The sequence below is a fragment of the Mesorhizobium sp. B2-4-2 genome (genome assembly GCF_006442845.1).
GTDB lineage: Bacteria > Pseudomonadota > Alphaproteobacteria > Rhizobiales > Rhizobiaceae > Mesorhizobium.
This window is the reverse complement of the sequence record NZ_VFVM01000009.1, coordinates 35,332-49,985: the sequence shown is the minus strand read 5'-3', so window position 1 is coordinate 49,985 and position 14,654 is coordinate 35,332. Positions and strand designations below refer to the sequence as shown.

Sequence of the window (14,654 nt, the reverse complement as noted above, 5' to 3'; positions counted from 1 at the left end):
TTTCCGCCGGTCTGTTCGACTTTTTCCACCTGTATAAAGGTGACTTCTTACTGACGTGGCAGGCCGATATATGCCCTCCGCGGCGACGACCTTCAGCTGCGCCGGGGTCAGCGGGCCTTCGCTACCCGATCGAACGCCATCAACCTTTCCAGAAGTGCCGGCATGTCCTTCAGCGGCACCATGTTCGGTCCGTCGGACGAGGTCGAATTATCCGGATCCTGGTGGGTCTCGATGAAGACGCCGGCAACGCCGACGGCGACAGCCGCGCGGGCCAAGGTCTCGACAAAGCGGCGTTCGCCGCCGGACGAACCGCCCTGCCCGCCCGGCTGCTGGACCGAATGGGTGGCGTCGAAAATCACAGGCGCGCCGATGTCGGCCATAATGGGCAGGGCCCGCATGTCGGAGACGAGCGTGTTGTAGCCGAACGAGGCGCCGCGCTCGGTGGTCAAGACATTGGCGTTGCCGGAGCCAGTGACCTTGGCCACCACGTTCTTCATGTCCCAGGGCGCGAGGAACTGTCCCTTCTTGACGTTGATCACCTTGCCCGTCCTTGCGGCGGCAACCAGCATGTCGGTCTGGCGCGACAGGAAGGCCGGGATCTGCAGCACGTCGACATGCGGCGCAACGATGGCGCACTGTTCCTCGGTGTGGACGTCGGTCAGTACCGGCAAGGAGAATTCCTTGCGCAACTCGTCGAAGACCGGGAGCGCCGCTTCCATGCCGGCACCGCGTGTAGCCGACAGGGAGGTGCGGTTGGCCTTGTCGTAGCTGGTCTTGTAGACGAGGCCGATGCCCAACCTGCCTGTCAATTCCTTCAGCGCGCCGGCCATGTCGAAGGCATGCTGGCGTGATTCGAACTGGCAGGGGCCGGCAATCAGCGACAGCGGTGCTGCGTTGTCGAAGACGACATTGCCGACGGTTACCGATGAATTGGGCGCCAAGGCGTTGCTCATTGTATCTCCCGAAAGATGAAGGCCGCGCCCTGCCCGGATGTCGGCTGCACGACGATATCACTGCCCGACATATCGTATCTGATGGAATTGGCTGCAAGCAGACCTGCCGCCACAGCGGCACGCCGAACCGAAAAGACGACTGCCGCGAAGCGGAGTTGCGTCGGCTTACCGGCGGGCACGCCAAAGCGTGCCGTGAAAGAGGCCGGGTCGAGTACAGCCAAGATAGCGTTAGGTAGACGAAAAATGGAGGCGCGCGCGTCAGCCGTCGGATCGTTTACTGCCACGGAAATCAGCCGGCGCTGCTCGGCGGGCTCGTCGCTGATCGCCACGATCTCGACAATTCCCGTGGCACCGTTGGCATGAGCCTGCAGCGCTGTGCGGTCCACTTCCGGCGCGTTGACGCGCTGGCAGGCGAACAGGAACGCATCGGTTGAACCCCCGGTCGACGCGAAGGCCAGTTTGAATGACGCCATGTCGCTTTTGCCGGCAGCGTCGGTGAACGCCCGCGAAAAGCCCAGCATGTCCCCGCCCGACAGGCTCGCATCGACAAAGCGTGCATGGTCCGCATCGGCGTCGTCCGTGGTCAGGACCACGGCGGAAAAACCTTCATTGCCATTGCGGTCACGATAGAGCCGGTCGCGCGCGACGAAGACATTGCCCTGGCCGGCGGCCTTCATCGCGGCCTGATCATCGCCTACAGCCAGCGGTTCCAGATAGGTGCCGTCCGCGAGGAAGACGCAGCAATTTTCCGTGCCGAATGGATGGATGCCTGTCGGCGCGACGATGAAGCCGAGGGCCGTTAGCCGCGCCCGCGCCACATCCAAGCTCGAGGTCGGCAGCACGAGGTGATCGAGCGGATGAGTGCCTGTGGGTGGTGTTTGGATCATGCCAGCGCGGTGTGCATCATTGCGCAAAAGGGTTCAAGGGCGCTCGAATCAGCTTCCGGCCACCACATCGGCGGAATAACGCAGTTCGCGCAATGGCTTGACCCTGCTGGTGGTCTGCGCATAGAGCGGATGCGCCTTGTAGGCGGCCAATGCGGCGGCATCCGTGAATTCGGCATAGACGACCACGTCGATCTCATCCGACAGCGGATCGACCTTGGTGTTCAGCGTCACCTCGAACAGGCTGGAATGGGGAATGCCGCCGAGCGCCAGCAGCCCAGAGCGCACTGCCTCCACATCCTCGCCACGCCGCGCGCTGAAGAAAACGATATGCCGGATCAACCCCGCCTCCTCGATCAAAAATCCGGGGTCTTTTGTGACGACGAAACCGTCAGGTCAACCGTTCAGGGTGCCGCGCGTCCTTGCGACGCGCCCGGGATGCATGAGACCTGAACGGGACTAGACCTTGCCGGTGACGTAACGCACCACGTGAGAGACATTCCTCACCGTCATATCGAGGTACCGGCCCTGGTTGTAGAGACCGTCCCAGATCAGGAAAAACGCAACGGCGGCGATGACGATGACATAACGCATGGCTAATCTATCGCATAAGCCCGGCTGTGCTCATAGACGTTCCGCCAGGCAAAGATGGGATCCGTGTCGACCCTCGTACGGTATGTGAGCTCTCGGCACCTGGAACTGCCAAATCAATGCCGGCGCGCCTTCGATCTCGTCGCCGGCGACTGGCCGGACATGATCCAGAAATGGCCCGCGTCCCAATTGCGAATGGCGGTCAGAGAAGGATGCGGTATTTCGCAAATCCTGCCTCGCCGGCGCCCGCCGGCTCGATTTTCAATGACTTCACTTCGGCGATGAGGTCCTTCGCCTTGGGCCCTGTCTCGAACACGACGCTGGTTCCGGGCAGCGGCGCGAACGACCAGTTGCCGTCCGCCGACGGGTTGATGGTGCCCTGCTTGACGATGTAGCGAACGATGACGTCGCGGTTGGTGTCTGGCGCTTCGTAGATAATTTTGGAAGCGTCGATGTCAGGAAAATTGCCGCCGCCTCCGGCCCGGTAGTTGTTCGTTGCAACGACAAATTTTTGATTGGGATCAATCGGTTTGCCGTCGAACATCAGGCCGACGATGCGATTGGCACTAGCATTGGCCAGCCCACCCTTGGGATCGTATTTCGGCGGCTGCGACAGATCTATTCTGTAGGTGACGCCGTCGATAACGTCGAAATTGTAGGACGGAAAGTCGGTGTTGATGAGCGCCTGGTCGGCCTTGCCAGGTTCGATCCGGTTGAAGATGCCGGCCGACATTTCCAGCCATTCCTTGACCTGCGCTCCGGTGATCTCAACGGCCCGCACGGTGTTGGGATAAAGGTAGAGGTCGGCGACGTTCTTGATGGCGATGTCGCCTGCCGGCACATCGGTGTAGTAGTCGGCGCCGTTGCGCCCGCCGGCCTTGAAGGGGGCTGCCGCCGACAGCAGCGGCACGTCCTTCCATTGTGTGTTTTTCAGGATGTCCTGGAGGTACCAGGTCTGCGCCTGGCTGACGACCTGAACCGACGGATCGTCGGCGACCAGCGCGAAATAGGAATAGAGCGGCGCTGCGGTCTTGCCGACGGGACGACGCACATAGGCGAGCGTTGCCTGGTGGTCCTGCTCAAGCGCGGCGATGATGCGGTTGTCGTCCGCGACAGTCGGCTTGTTCTTGTTGTCGACACGTTCGAAGATCGGCCGCGCTTCCGAGGTGGCGGACACGATCTTCCATTTCGAGCCGTCGCGCTCCAGCATCAGGTCGATCAGGCCCATATGCGAGCCCCAGAAGCCGCCCATGACGGCCGGCTTGCCCTGCAGCGTACCCTTTTGCGCATCGACGCCTTCGAGCGCCTGAAAATCCTTCTTGCCAGGGAACACCAGATGCTGGTGACCCGTGAACACCGCGTCGATGCCTTCGACGCCGGCGACAAAGAACGATGCGTTCTCCATCATATCGCCCTGCTTGACGTCGATGCCAGAATGCGAGAGCGCGATGATAATGTCGGCGCCCTCTTCCTTCATCTGCGGCACCCAGGCCTTGGCGGCCTCGACAATGTCGCGCGTTCTGACATTACCTTCGAGGTTCTTGAGATCCCAGACCATGATCTGCGGCGGCACGAAGCCGATGATGCCAATCCTGATCGGTTGCTCGGTGCCTGAACCGTCGCTGATCTTCTTGTGGAGGATGACGTAGGGCTTGAGGTAGAGCTTGTCGTCGCGCGGGTTCGCGGCAAGCTCGGTGCCGCGGATCAGGTTGGCGCAGACGAAGGGGAAATTGGCGCCGGCCAGAACCTTGTCCATGAAGGACAGGCCGTAGTTGAATTCGTGGTTGCCCAACGTCGAGCACTCGTAGCCGAGCAGGTTCATGCCTTTCATGATCGGATGCAGGTCACCGTCCTTCATGCCCTTTTCATAGGCGATGTAGTCGCCCATCGGATTGCCCTGCAGCAGGTCGCCATTGTCGATCAGCATCGAATTAACGGCTTGCTTGCGCACCGCGTCGATCAGGGAGGCCGTGCGCGACAGTCCCATCGTGTCATTCGCTTTGTCGGCGTAATAGTCATAGGGCAGCACATTCACATGGATGTCGGTGGTCTCCATGATCCGGAGATGCGCCTGGTTGGTCTGGGCGCGGGCGGAGAAAGGGTGAAGCGCAATTAGCGCGCCCGTGGCGGCGGCGCCCGCGAGGAGACCGCGGCGGGAGACGGAATGGAGCGGCTGCGACATGTTTTCTCCTTTTCGACGACACGAAAGACCCTGCCCGAAGCGAACTTCGCGCTGAAACCTATTCGAGTCCATTCAAGAAGTTGCGCGCGTCGGAGCTGTCAGTCGATCAGCAACAGATGACGCGCGGATGAACGGTCGCAAGCGCGGAAGATCAGCCCTTGTCGTCGTCGCCCTGCGTGATCAGGCGGGCGCTGCGTTGGCCCGTGACGTAGATCCATAGCCAGCTCAGCGACACCGCGAGCCGGTTGCGGAAGCCGATCAGGAAATAGATGTGCGCCAGTCCCCACAGCCACCAGGCCGGCCAGCCGGTCAGCCTGATCCAGCCGAAATCGATCGCCGCGGCGCGCTTGCCGATCGTGGCCAGGTCCCCGGCATGCTTGTAGTGGAACGGCCGTACGCTCGTATCGCCGGCAAGCCTGGCCTTGATGGTCGCGGCAACATGGCGGCCCTCCTGCTTGGCGGAAGGCGCCACGCCGGGAACGGGCCGTCCATCGGGCCGCAGCACGAGAGCGGCGTCGCCGATGACGAAAATCTCGGGGCTGCCCGGCACGGTGAGATCGGGTTCAACCAGCACCCTTCCCGCCCGGTCGGCGGCGGCGCCCAGCCATTCGGCTGCCGGCGAAGCGGCAACGCCCGCCGCCCACAATATGGTCCTCGCCGGCAGATGCGTGTCGCCGAAGACGACGCCCTCGGCGTCGCAGCGCGTGACCGCCCGGCCGAGTTCGATCGTCACGCCGAGCCGCTTCAACGCCTTTCCGGCATAATCGGACAGTTTCGGCGCAAAATTGGCCAGTATGCGGTCGCCAGCCTCGATCAGCACCACACGCGTCTCGCGCGTGTCGATGTTGCGGAATTCGCCGCGCAGTGTGTCGTGCGCCAGTTCGGCAATGGTGCCGGCAAGTTCGACACCGGTCGGACCACCGCCGACGATCGCAATCGTCAGCAGCGCCTGGCGCCTGGCAGGATCGGTTTCCCGCTCGGCCTGCTCGAAGGCGAGCAGAATGCGCCGTCGAATGGTGGTGGCGTCCTCCAGCGTCTTCAGCCCTGGCGCGAACGGCTCCCATTCGTCGTGGCCGAAATAGGCGTGTCGGGCGCCGGTGGCGAGCACCAGCGTGTCGTAGGCGACGGTGCTGCCATCATCGAGCAGCACGCGTTTTCCGGCTCGGTCGATGCCGGTGACATTGGCGAGCAGCGTCGTCACGTCCTTGCGCTTGCGCAGCAGGTGGCGGATCGGCCAGGCGACCTCCGAGGTCGCCAGCGCTGTCGTTGCGACCTGGTAGAGCAGCGGCTGGAAAAGATGGTGATTGCGTTTGTCGATCATGGTGATGCGCACGGGCGCACCGGCGAGAGCGCGGGTGAATTCGAGGCCGCCGAACCCCGCCCCTACGACGACGACATGGTGATTGGCTTGATCCATCGCATTCACCCTGACCAGCAATATCGCATGCCTTTGATGTAGGAGCTTTTGTGCAATGCAACAACACGAAGGCCGTGCCCGAGACTCGTCGTTCCATGTCGTGAATGCACATGTCGCATCCCCCCGCCGGGTATAGCGTTATGGAAAACAGCGATGAGGTGAGCATGGCCAACGATCACGACGACCAGGGTCCGGCGCAATATTCCTCGCCGCCATGCTTCATGCACGAACTCGATCCCGCGTTTCACGCGCCGATATCCGATTGGACCGACGTCAGACGATGGCGCAAGGCCGAACGGGAACGCCTGATCGCGGCGCGTCTCGCGGTTTCCGCCGATGCGCGAACGGCGATGTCGCAGAGCATCGCCGGAGCCCTCGACGCGGCGATCGGCGATATCGCCGGCCGCATGGTCAGCCTCTATTGGCCGTTTCGCGGCGAGCCGGACCTGCGGCCATGGATGGCCGCCATCAATGAACGAGGCGGGCGCACCGCGCTGCCCGTCGTCATCGAAAAGGCACAGCCGCTGATCTTCCGGGCCTATGTTCCGGGCGACCGGCTGGAGAAGGGCGTGTGGAACATTCCGATTCCGGCCGAGGGCGAACCGGTCTTGCCCGACATCGTCATCTCACCGATCGTCGGCATCGATTCCGGCAATTATCGCCTGGGCTATGGCGGCGGGTTCTACGACCGAACGCTGGCGGCGATGCCGTTCAAGCCGCTGGTCATCGGCGTCGGCTACGAATTGCAGCGAATCGCCACCATCTACCCGCAGCCGCACGATATCCCGATGGACCGGATCGTGACGGATGCTGCCAAGGCGTAGACGGCTGAAGGCGTGGAAGGCTGAGAATGCTCAGGCCATTTCGGGCTTCAGGCCCATCGCCGTCCGGTCGATGATTTCGCGCAGGGCAAAAGACGAATTGATCTTCGTCACATGCGGCATCGCCGACAGCCACTCCTTGTGGATGCGTTCGTAGTCGGCAAGGTCCTTGGCCGCGATCCTGAGGATGTAGTCGTACTCGCCCGACATCAGGTGGCAGGACAGCACGTTCGGGCAGCGCTTGATCGCAGCCTCGAAATCCGACAGCGTCTTCTCGAACTGGCCCGACAGCGATATGTGCACGATCGCCGTCATCTGGTGACCAAGTGCTGCATTGGAAAGCCGGGCATGATAGCCGCGGATGGTTCCGGATTTCTCCAGATTGTCGAGCCGGCGCGAACAGGCCGACTGGGACAGGCCGACCCTTTCGGCAAGGGCGGCGTTCGGCATCCGGCCATCCTTCTGCAATGTCTCCAGAATGGCGATATCAATCCTGTCGAGCGGCATTCTTCGTGATTCCTGCGAATTTCTATGCATTTTACGCAACAATTATCGAATAGCGAGCCCTCCTGCAAGTGCATTCGCAAACACTTACGCAACGATTCGTGGTTGACTACGTCAATACAGGGAACGAGCCCCGAAGGGCCGTGTCAGGAGAAAAGAAAATGCGCGTCGGCTGCCCCCGGGAAATCAAGAACCATGAATATCGCGTCGGACTTACGCCCGGCTCGGTCCGCGAATATGTCGCCCACGGACATGAGGTGCTGGTCGAGACCGGCGCCGGGGCTGGCATTGGCGCCGACGACAACGCCTATCGCGCCGCCGGCGCCACCATCGCCAAGACGGCGGCCGACGTGTTCGCCAAGTCGGATATGATCGTCAAGGTCAAGGAGCCGCAGCCTAACGAATGGGCCCAACTGCGCGATGGCCAGATCCTCTACACCTATCTTCATCTCGCTCCGGATCCGGAACAGACCAAGGGCCTGCTCGCTTCGGGCGTTACCGCCATCGCCTATGAAACGGTGACCGATGACCGGGGCGGCCTGCCGTTGCTGGCGCCGATGTCGGAAGTCGCCGGCCGCCTGTCGATCCAGGCCGGCGCCACGGCGCTGCAGAAGGCCAATGGCGGCCGCGGCGTGCTGCTCGGCGGCGTGCCCGGCGTGCTGCCCGGCAAGGTCACCGTGCTCGGCGGCGGCGTCGTCGGCCTGCACGCAGCCAGGATGGCGGCTGGCCTGGGCGCCGACGTCACCATCATCGACCGCTCGATCCCGCGCCTGCGCCAGCTCGATGACCTCTTTGCCGGCCGCGTCCATACCCGCTACTCGACCGTGGAGGCTCTGGAAGAAGAGTGCTTTTCCGCCGACATCGTTGTCGGCGCCGTGCTGATCCCGGGTGCTGCGGCGCCGAAGCTGGTCTCGCGCGAAATGCTTTCGGGCATGAAGAAGGGGTCGGTGCTGGTCGACGTTGCCATCGACCAGGGCGGCTGCTTCGAGACCTCGCACGCGACCACGCATGCCGAGCCGACCTACGAGGTCGACGGCGTCATCCACTACTGCGTCGCCAACATGCCGGGCGCCGTGCCGGTCACCTCAGCACATGCACTCAACAACGCGACGCTGCACTATGGCCTTCAGCTCGCCGATAAGGGGCTAAAGGCGCTGGTCGACGACCATCATCTGCGCAATGGACTCAACGTCCACAGAGGCAAGATCACCAACCGTGCGGTCGCCGAAGCGCTCGGCTACGAACTGGTCGAGCCGAAGGCGGTTCTCGCGGCCTGATTCTCCTGAGAGGATACCTGCCTCCCGTCAGCCCGCCGGTCATTCCCGGCGGGTTTTTTCTTTCCGGATTGGCGGCTGTCAGGCCTGCACCCGGCTCGGACTTAAAACATGGTGCCGCAACCTGCGTCTCGGCGCCAATTGCAAGTTTAACTGAGCCCTCCAGGCAAATAGTCGAAGCCCATATGCTTCTTTGCGCAGAAAATTTCTGTGGAAGGTTCAGGCAAACAAAAAAGCGGAGCCAAGGCCCCGCTTCCTCGATGTCGAGATTTGCCGCCGGTTCATCCGCGGTCGACAAATCGATCGACGGCTACCCGTGTACCGCAATGGTATGACAGGAGTACGACAGCGCTCCGCTATCGCACCGCCACATGCGCCCGTCAGACACGTTCGATCCGGCACTGGAAGCAATTGTTGCGCGCCGAGCGGACATGCACGTAGGCAATCTCGTCGCGTTCCAAGAGAGCCTCGGCGCGCGCGGCGATCGCATCGGTCGCAATGACGCCACCGCTGCCATAGACGATGCGGTCATCCCTGCCGTAGCCGCGCACGATATAGTCCGGGCTTTCGAGAATTTCGGGAAGTGCCTGAGATTCCGCGGCGCGCTCGCATTCCTGCGCGTGAAGGAAGATCGGTCCGGTCTCGGCATAGGGCTGAAGTTTGGGGAATGGCCGGTAGGCCAGGATGAGATAGTCGTCTCCGTCGGCGATGTTCTTGAGGCAATGCCGGCATGGCATGCCGTCGCCGTCGGAGACCTTACGCTCGGGCGTGTTTCCATAGGCATCGGGCCCGCCGCGCTGAAGCGCTCGTACATCTTGTGTCGGCAAGGCTTTGAACTGGATGGTCATGGCGAAAATCTCCGCTGTCATTGATCGGAAATTATGCGCATCAGCCCCCGCGTCCCACCCGATTCCTGACAATCATTGGCCCTTGGTCGGCTTGTTCCAGCCGACCAAGGCAAGGCGAACTTCACCGGATTGTCGGAACTCCCTCAGCGAATGAAGTCGTCAAAGCGACGGAGGGTGACCCGCCGGTTCCGCCAGTTTTCGTTCTGCGTCTGCACCAGCAGGAATTCCTCGCCATAACCGACCGTCTCCAAAGCATAGGCCGGCACGCCGAACTCGCGCACCAGCGTGCGCTTCAGCGAGGCGGCGCGCTGTTCCGACAGGATCCGGTTCGATTGGAAGGAGCCGACGGCGTCGGTATGGCCCTCGATGAGGACGCGCGCCCCGGGGTTGCGGCGCAGGATACGCTGCAACGCATCGGCGATAGTGTCGATCTTGTCGTATTGCGAGCTGGAGATCGCGGCCGAGCCGAAAGCGAAATTGATCGACTGGATATCGATCGACCGGGCCATGCGGCGCAGGTCCGGCCGGCGCTTGAACTCACGGATGGTGACGCGCTCGTTCGGGCGCAGCTTCACGCGGGGTGCCGCCTCGAGCTTTCGTTCGATGGTTGCGGCCGAAGGCGTTGTCGCCTGCGCGGCGGCGAGACCGGGCATTGCGATTGCCGCGATCAGCGCGGCGGCAAGGGTACGGCGGGTCAGCATGTCTTTTCTCCTTCGGCCCGTATTATGTGCGGGCAAGATGGCAGAGACAGGCTGAAGCGCGGATGAACGAGAGGTTCAGCTTTTGTGAGGGCGTCGCTATGGCCGCATGACGCTGGCCGAGCGCTCGGCGAAGGGCAGAGGGTGAACGGTCTCCTTCTTCTGCGCCACCGGCGCGAAGCCGAGCTTCTGGTAGAGCGGCAAGGCAGCAGGATGGTCGAGCGTGCAGGTCTGCACCGTCACCCGCTTCGGTCCATACGACCAAGCCGCGGCGATCGCCGATCCCAGGAACCAGCGGCCGATGCCTTGCCCGGTGGCGTGTTCCATCATGCCGAAATAGGCAAGCTCGACTTCTTCCGGCAGATGCGGCTTGAGGTCGAAAAAACCGGCGGGCGCGCCATCGAGATAGAGCACCCTGATGTCGCGATCCTCGCGGTGGATGCCGGCCGAAAGCTCGTCGTCATCCAGCCTCAGCACATTGACCCAGTGCCATTTACGCCCCACCCGATCCATCAGGTACCGGTAGAAATGCAGCGGAATGTCCTTGGTTTTCAGGAGTGCGACCTGGCGGTTGTAGGGCATGGGCGGCGACACGGCCGGTGGCGCATGCATCTCGAGGAACGTCACCGTGACTTCGATGTCCTTCAGCTCGCCGTTTTCCATCGTCATTCCTTGCCTGTCACGACTGGTGTGTCGGAGAGACCGCCCCATTCAGTCCATGAGCCGTCGTAGAGCCTGTTGTCGGTATGGCCAAGCGTTTCCAACGCAAGCGTGATCACCGCCGCCGTAACGCCGGAGCCGCAGGAAGTGACGATAGGCTTCGACAGATCGAGGCCGGCGTCCTCGACCACCTTGCGCAACCGCTCCTTCGGCAGAAGCACGCCGTTTTCCGACAGCGCCGAATAAGGCAAGTTGCGCGCGCCCGGCATATGGCCGGAACGGACGCCCGCACGCGGCTCCGGCTCCGCGCCGGTGAAGCGTCCTGCCCCGCGTGCATCGGCAATCTGGCTTTCCCGGGTTTCGACGATGCGGCGCATCTCGGCAAGGCTGGCGACCCGGCCGGCGTCGAAATCGGCGTGGAACACGCTTGGCGCGATTTTGGTCGGTTCGGCCGTCACCGGCCGAGCTGCCGCTTTCCAGCCATCGAAACCGCCGTCAAGGATATAGGTCTGGAAGACGCCCATCACCCGGAACATCCACCAAGCCCGAGGTGCCGAGAAAAAGCCCGGGCCGTCATAGACGATGATCGTGTCATCTGCCGAAACGCCCATCGCGCCGACATACTGCGCGAAATGCTGCGGCGACGGCAGCGTATGCGGCAGCGCGGCGTCCGGATCGGAGACCGCGTCCTGATCCAGGAAGCGGGCGCCCGGAATGTGCCCAGCGTCATACTCGGCGCGCGCGTCGCGGTTTTGCGCCGGAAGATACCAGGATGCATCGACAATCGTCAGGCCAGGCTGGCCCAAACGCTCCTGCAACCAGTCCGCGTCGACGGTGAAAGGACTGTCTTCAGCCATTGTGGTTCTCCTGCCGCCATTGACCAGACGTTGTCTTGCCTTGCCGCATGATCTTGTCCGAAAACATCGTAGCTTTCGAGATCATGTTTGGGGCATCGGTCCAAACCGGATGCGGAAGCGCCGGTTTTCACGCCCCTTCTTCTCGATCTTGCCGATATGGATTTCGCCGATCTCGCCGGTGCTTTTGACATGGGTGCCACCACAGGGCTGACTGTCCACCGAAGCATTCTCGCCGATGCAGACCAGCCGGATTTTGCCGGTACCTAGCGGCGGACGGACATTCTTGGACTTCACCAGACCCGGATTGGCGGCCAGTTCCTCGTCGCTGATCAGCCTGGTAAAGATCGGATGATCGGCCCGCACCAGGCCCATCAGGCCAGCCGTCACGTCTTCCTTGCTGAAGCTGGCGTCGGGAATGTCGAAATCGACACGGCTGTCATCTTCCGAAACCGCCGCGCCGGTGATCGGAAACGGGCAGACGACGGTGAGCAAATGGCAAGCGGCATGCATGCGCATCAAGAGATGACGTCGCTCCCAGTCGATTGCGAGCTTCAGGCGCTCGCCGACCGCAGGCGCGGCTTGTTCCGGCGCCGGCGCGTGGATGATCTCGTCCTTTGTTTCCCCGGTGATGGTAGCGGCCAGGACGATGCGGCTGCCATCGGCGCGCTGGAGATAGCCGCTATCGCCCGGCTGCCCGCCCGAGGTGGCATAGAAGATGGTGCGGTCCAGAACGATGCCGCCGCGCTCGTTGACGGCGACCACCACGGCATCGGCCGTCCTGAGATAGGCGTCGTCGCGAAACAGCGCTTCGGTCTTGTGCGCCATCACACGACCTTTTCAAACGGCACGGAAATATCTGATTTCTCTTCCATCCAGCCGGGCACCGGCAGCTTCTTTTCGCGCAGGAATTCGGGATTGAACAGTTTCGATTGGTAGCGTGTGCCGTAGTCGCAAAGAATGGTCACGATGGTATGGCCGGGGCCGAGTTCACGCGCCAGCCGGATCGCGCCCGCTATGTTGATGCCGGTCGAACCGCCGACGCAAAGGCCTTCCTCCTGGACCAGGTCGAAGACGATCGGCAACGCATCCTCATCACGAATCTGGAACGAAAAGTCGGGCGTGAACCCATCGAGGTTGGCGGTGATGCGCCCCTGCCCGATGCCTTCGGTGATCGAGCTGCCTTCCGACTTCAGCTCACCGCTGGTGTAGAAACTGTAGAGAGCGGCGCCCAGCGGATCTGCGAGAGCAATCTTGACGTCCCTGTTTTTCGCCTTCAGTCCGAAAGCGACGCCGGCCAGCGTTCCGCCGGAGCCAACCGCCGAGACGAAGCCGTCTACCTTGCCGCCGGTCTGGCTCCAGATCTCCTGCGCCGTGGTGCGGATGTGCCCGTCGCGGTTGGCGACATTGTCGAACTGGTTGGCCCAGATAGCGCCGTTCGGCTCCGACCGCGCCATTTGTTCAGCCAGCCGCCCCGATAATTTCACGTAGTTGTTGGGGTTCTTGTACGGCACGGCCGGAACCTCGATCAACTCGGCGCCGAGCAGCTTGATCGTGTCCTTCTTCTCCTGGCTTTGTGTCTCGGGAATGACGATGACGGTGCGGTAGCCGAGCGCCTTGGCGACCAGCGTCAGCCCGATGCCCGTATTGCCGGCCGTGCCCTCGACAATGACGCCGCCCGGCCTGAGCAGCCCACGCTCTTCGGCATCGCGGATGATGAACAGGCCGGCGCGGTCCTTGACCGACTGTCCTGGATTCATGAATTCGGCCTTGCCCAGGATCTCGCAGCCGGTTTCTTCCGAAGCCCTGTTGAGGCGGATCAATGGCGTGTTGCCGATAGCGTCGATCACGGAGCGGGGCATTCGGGAGTCCTTGTGTAGCTGCGGCGAAACCCTAGAAACCCGAAGCTTCGGTTTCAAGGCAAGAATTTGCCTGGTCCAGTCGCATTTTCTGCACTGCATTTGCGCCGGCCTCTCCCTGGTGCCGGGCGTATCCGCGCGGTTCATTTGGGACCGGCATCGAAAACCGCTCTTTTCATTCGATTTCTTCGCGGTTAGAGCAAAAGCCAAGAACAATTCGACGGGGGCGCAGCATGACACTTTATCGGGCCGACCCGAAGCATGGCGTCGCCTGGGTCACGGGAGGCAGCAGCGGCATCGGCCGTTCGCTGGCCAGGGATCTTGCGTCCCAGGGCTATGCGGTGGCCGTAACCGCACCCGATGGCGATCCGATCGACACGCTCATTGTCGAGACCGCGCAGATGCCAGGCAAGGTGAAGGCTTTTCCCTGCGATGTGACCGACGAGCCGCGCATGGCGAGAACCGTCGCTGCGATCGAAAACGAGCTTGGCCCCATCGTGCTCGCCGTCTTAAACGCGGGCAATTACATTTCCACGCCTGGCGAGGCTCTCGTCGTCAGCGATTTTCGCCGGTCTTTCGAGGTCAACTATTTCGGCATCATCAACGGGCTGGTGCCGGTCGTCGAACGCATGCGGGTGCGGGCGCGCGGCCATATCGTGCTGGTCGGCTCGGTCACCGCTTATTTCGGCTGGCCGACGACGGCCGCTTATGGCGGCACCAAAGCGGCGATCAACATCCTGGCCGAATCGCTGAAATACGATTTCGACAAGATGAACGTGCGCGTCCAGGTCATGAATCCGGGCTTCATAGACACACCGCTGACCGAGAAGAACATGCTGCCCATGCCGGGGCTGATGCCGGTCAGCCGAGCGACGCGGCGCATGGTGCGGGGTATCAAATCCGGCGGCTTCGAGGTCACATTCCCGCGCCGGACGAGCTGGCCCCTGAAGCTGCTCAGCCTGTTGCCGAGACCGGTGTACCGAGGCGTGATCAGCCTCATGACGAGCTGGAAGGCACGGCCGCTGAATTACGACCGCAAGCCGCCGAGCGAATAGACGCCAGCGGATCGGCGGCTTCATCGCTGGGCCGGTCGTTGCCTGTTCCCCGCC

Annotated in this window: 16 protein-coding genes; 3 read left to right on the top strand and 13 right to left on the bottom strand. The window is 62.4% G+C overall.

Translation table 11 applies throughout. The annotated features are described in order from the left end of the window. Positions 1-107: 107 nt before the first annotated feature. From kdsA to FJ942_RS20095, 6 genes are all read right to left on the bottom strand, one after another. Positions 108-953, bottom strand: coding sequence for a 3-deoxy-8-phosphooctulonate synthase (gene kdsA, locus FJ942_RS20115; RefSeq protein ID WP_140501337.1), 846 nt, complete (start codon positions 951-953; stop codon positions 108-110). Beyond that, positions 950-1,840 (bottom strand): VOC family protein, encoded by an 891-nt coding sequence (locus FJ942_RS20110; protein WP_140501350.1) that lies wholly within the window; start codon positions 1,838-1,840, stop codon positions 950-952. Before FJ942_RS20110 ends, kdsA begins: the two co-directional genes overlap by 4 nt. A 48-nt stretch (positions 1,841-1,888) precedes the next feature. Further along, positions 1,889-2,179, bottom strand: coding sequence for a Dabb family protein (locus FJ942_RS20105; RefSeq protein WP_140501335.1), 291 nt, complete (start codon positions 2,177-2,179; stop codon positions 1,889-1,891). Between the two features lie 117 nt (positions 2,180-2,296). Continuing rightward, on the bottom strand, positions 2,297-2,431 hold the full coding sequence (locus FJ942_RS29055) for a hypothetical protein (RefSeq protein WP_263483007.1): 135 nt from the start codon (positions 2,429-2,431) through the stop codon (positions 2,297-2,299). Between the two features lie 199 nt (positions 2,432-2,630). Next, the gene (locus FJ942_RS20100; RefSeq protein ID WP_140557265.1) at positions 2,631-4,610 is read right to left on the bottom strand and encodes a bifunctional 2',3'-cyclic-nucleotide 2'-phosphodiesterase/3'-nucleotidase; all 1,980 of its coding nucleotides are present in this window, start codon (positions 4,608-4,610) and stop codon (positions 2,631-2,633) included. Between the two features lie 151 nt (positions 4,611-4,761). Continuing rightward, positions 4,762-6,027 carry an NAD(P)/FAD-dependent oxidoreductase gene (locus FJ942_RS20095; protein ID WP_140525508.1) on the bottom strand — a complete coding sequence of 422 codons (1,266 nt, stop codon included), beginning with the start codon at positions 6,025-6,027 and terminating at the stop codon, positions 4,762-4,764. Between the two features lie 164 nt (positions 6,028-6,191). Here FJ942_RS20095 and FJ942_RS20090 point away from each other — a divergent pair, with 164 nt between their 5' ends. Then, positions 6,192-6,851 carry a 5-formyltetrahydrofolate cyclo-ligase gene (locus FJ942_RS20090; RefSeq protein ID WP_140557267.1) on the top strand — a complete coding sequence of 220 codons (660 nt, stop codon included), beginning with the start codon at positions 6,192-6,194 and terminating at the stop codon, positions 6,849-6,851. A 30-nt stretch (positions 6,852-6,881) separates the two neighbouring features. On the opposite strand, the gene FJ942_RS20085 is transcribed toward FJ942_RS20090, so the two are convergent. Then, positions 6,882-7,355, bottom strand: coding sequence for an Lrp/AsnC family transcriptional regulator (locus FJ942_RS20085; RefSeq protein WP_140557269.1), 474 nt, complete (start codon positions 7,353-7,355; stop codon positions 6,882-6,884). 158 nt (positions 7,356-7,513) lie between these two features. On the opposite strand from FJ942_RS20085, the gene ald reads away from it, so the two are divergent. Continuing rightward, complete coding sequence (gene ald, locus FJ942_RS20080) at positions 7,514-8,629, top strand: alanine dehydrogenase (protein ID WP_140501325.1); 1,116 nt, start codon at positions 7,514-7,516, stop codon at positions 8,627-8,629. Positions 8,630-9,006: 377 nt separating this feature from the next. Here ald and FJ942_RS20075 read toward each other — a convergent pair whose 3' ends face one another. The 6 genes from FJ942_RS20075 to FJ942_RS20050 form a co-directional block, all read right to left on the bottom strand. Continuing rightward, positions 9,007-9,474 carry a DUF1203 domain-containing protein gene (locus tag FJ942_RS20075; RefSeq protein WP_140557270.1) on the bottom strand — a complete coding sequence of 156 codons (468 nt, stop codon included), beginning with the start codon at positions 9,472-9,474 and terminating at the stop codon, positions 9,007-9,009. 143 nt (positions 9,475-9,617) lie between these two features. Beyond that, a complete protein-coding gene (locus FJ942_RS20070) occupies positions 9,618-10,175 on the bottom strand; it encodes an OmpA family protein (protein ID WP_140501321.1) in 558 nt (185 codons plus the stop codon). Positions 10,176-10,271: 96 nt separating this feature from the next. Continuing rightward, positions 10,272-10,835 carry a GNAT family N-acetyltransferase gene (locus FJ942_RS20065; RefSeq protein ID WP_140501320.1) on the bottom strand — a complete coding sequence of 188 codons (564 nt, stop codon included), beginning with the start codon at positions 10,833-10,835 and terminating at the stop codon, positions 10,272-10,274. Between the two features lie 2 nt (positions 10,836-10,837). Continuing rightward, positions 10,838-11,689 carry a 3-mercaptopyruvate sulfurtransferase gene (gene sseA / locus FJ942_RS20060; RefSeq protein WP_140898750.1) on the bottom strand — a complete coding sequence of 284 codons (852 nt, stop codon included), beginning with the start codon at positions 11,687-11,689 and terminating at the stop codon, positions 10,838-10,840. A gap of 81 nt (positions 11,690-11,770) precedes the next feature. Continuing rightward, complete coding sequence (locus FJ942_RS20055; RefSeq protein ID WP_140898748.1) at positions 11,771-12,514, bottom strand: alanyl-tRNA editing protein; 744 nt, start codon at positions 12,512-12,514, stop codon at positions 11,771-11,773. Further along, entirely contained in the window at positions 12,514-13,548 is a 1,035-nt protein-coding gene (locus FJ942_RS20050) for a cysteine synthase A (protein WP_140515437.1), read from the bottom strand. The genes FJ942_RS20055 and FJ942_RS20050 overlap by 1 nt, the downstream gene beginning before the upstream one ends. A gap of 230 nt (positions 13,549-13,778) precedes the next feature. Here FJ942_RS20050 and FJ942_RS20045 point away from each other — a divergent pair, with 230 nt between their 5' ends. Beyond that, positions 13,779-14,600, top strand: coding sequence for an SDR family oxidoreductase (locus FJ942_RS20045; RefSeq protein WP_140501312.1), 822 nt, complete (start codon positions 13,779-13,781; stop codon positions 14,598-14,600). Positions 14,601-14,654: the final 54 nt, after the last annotated feature.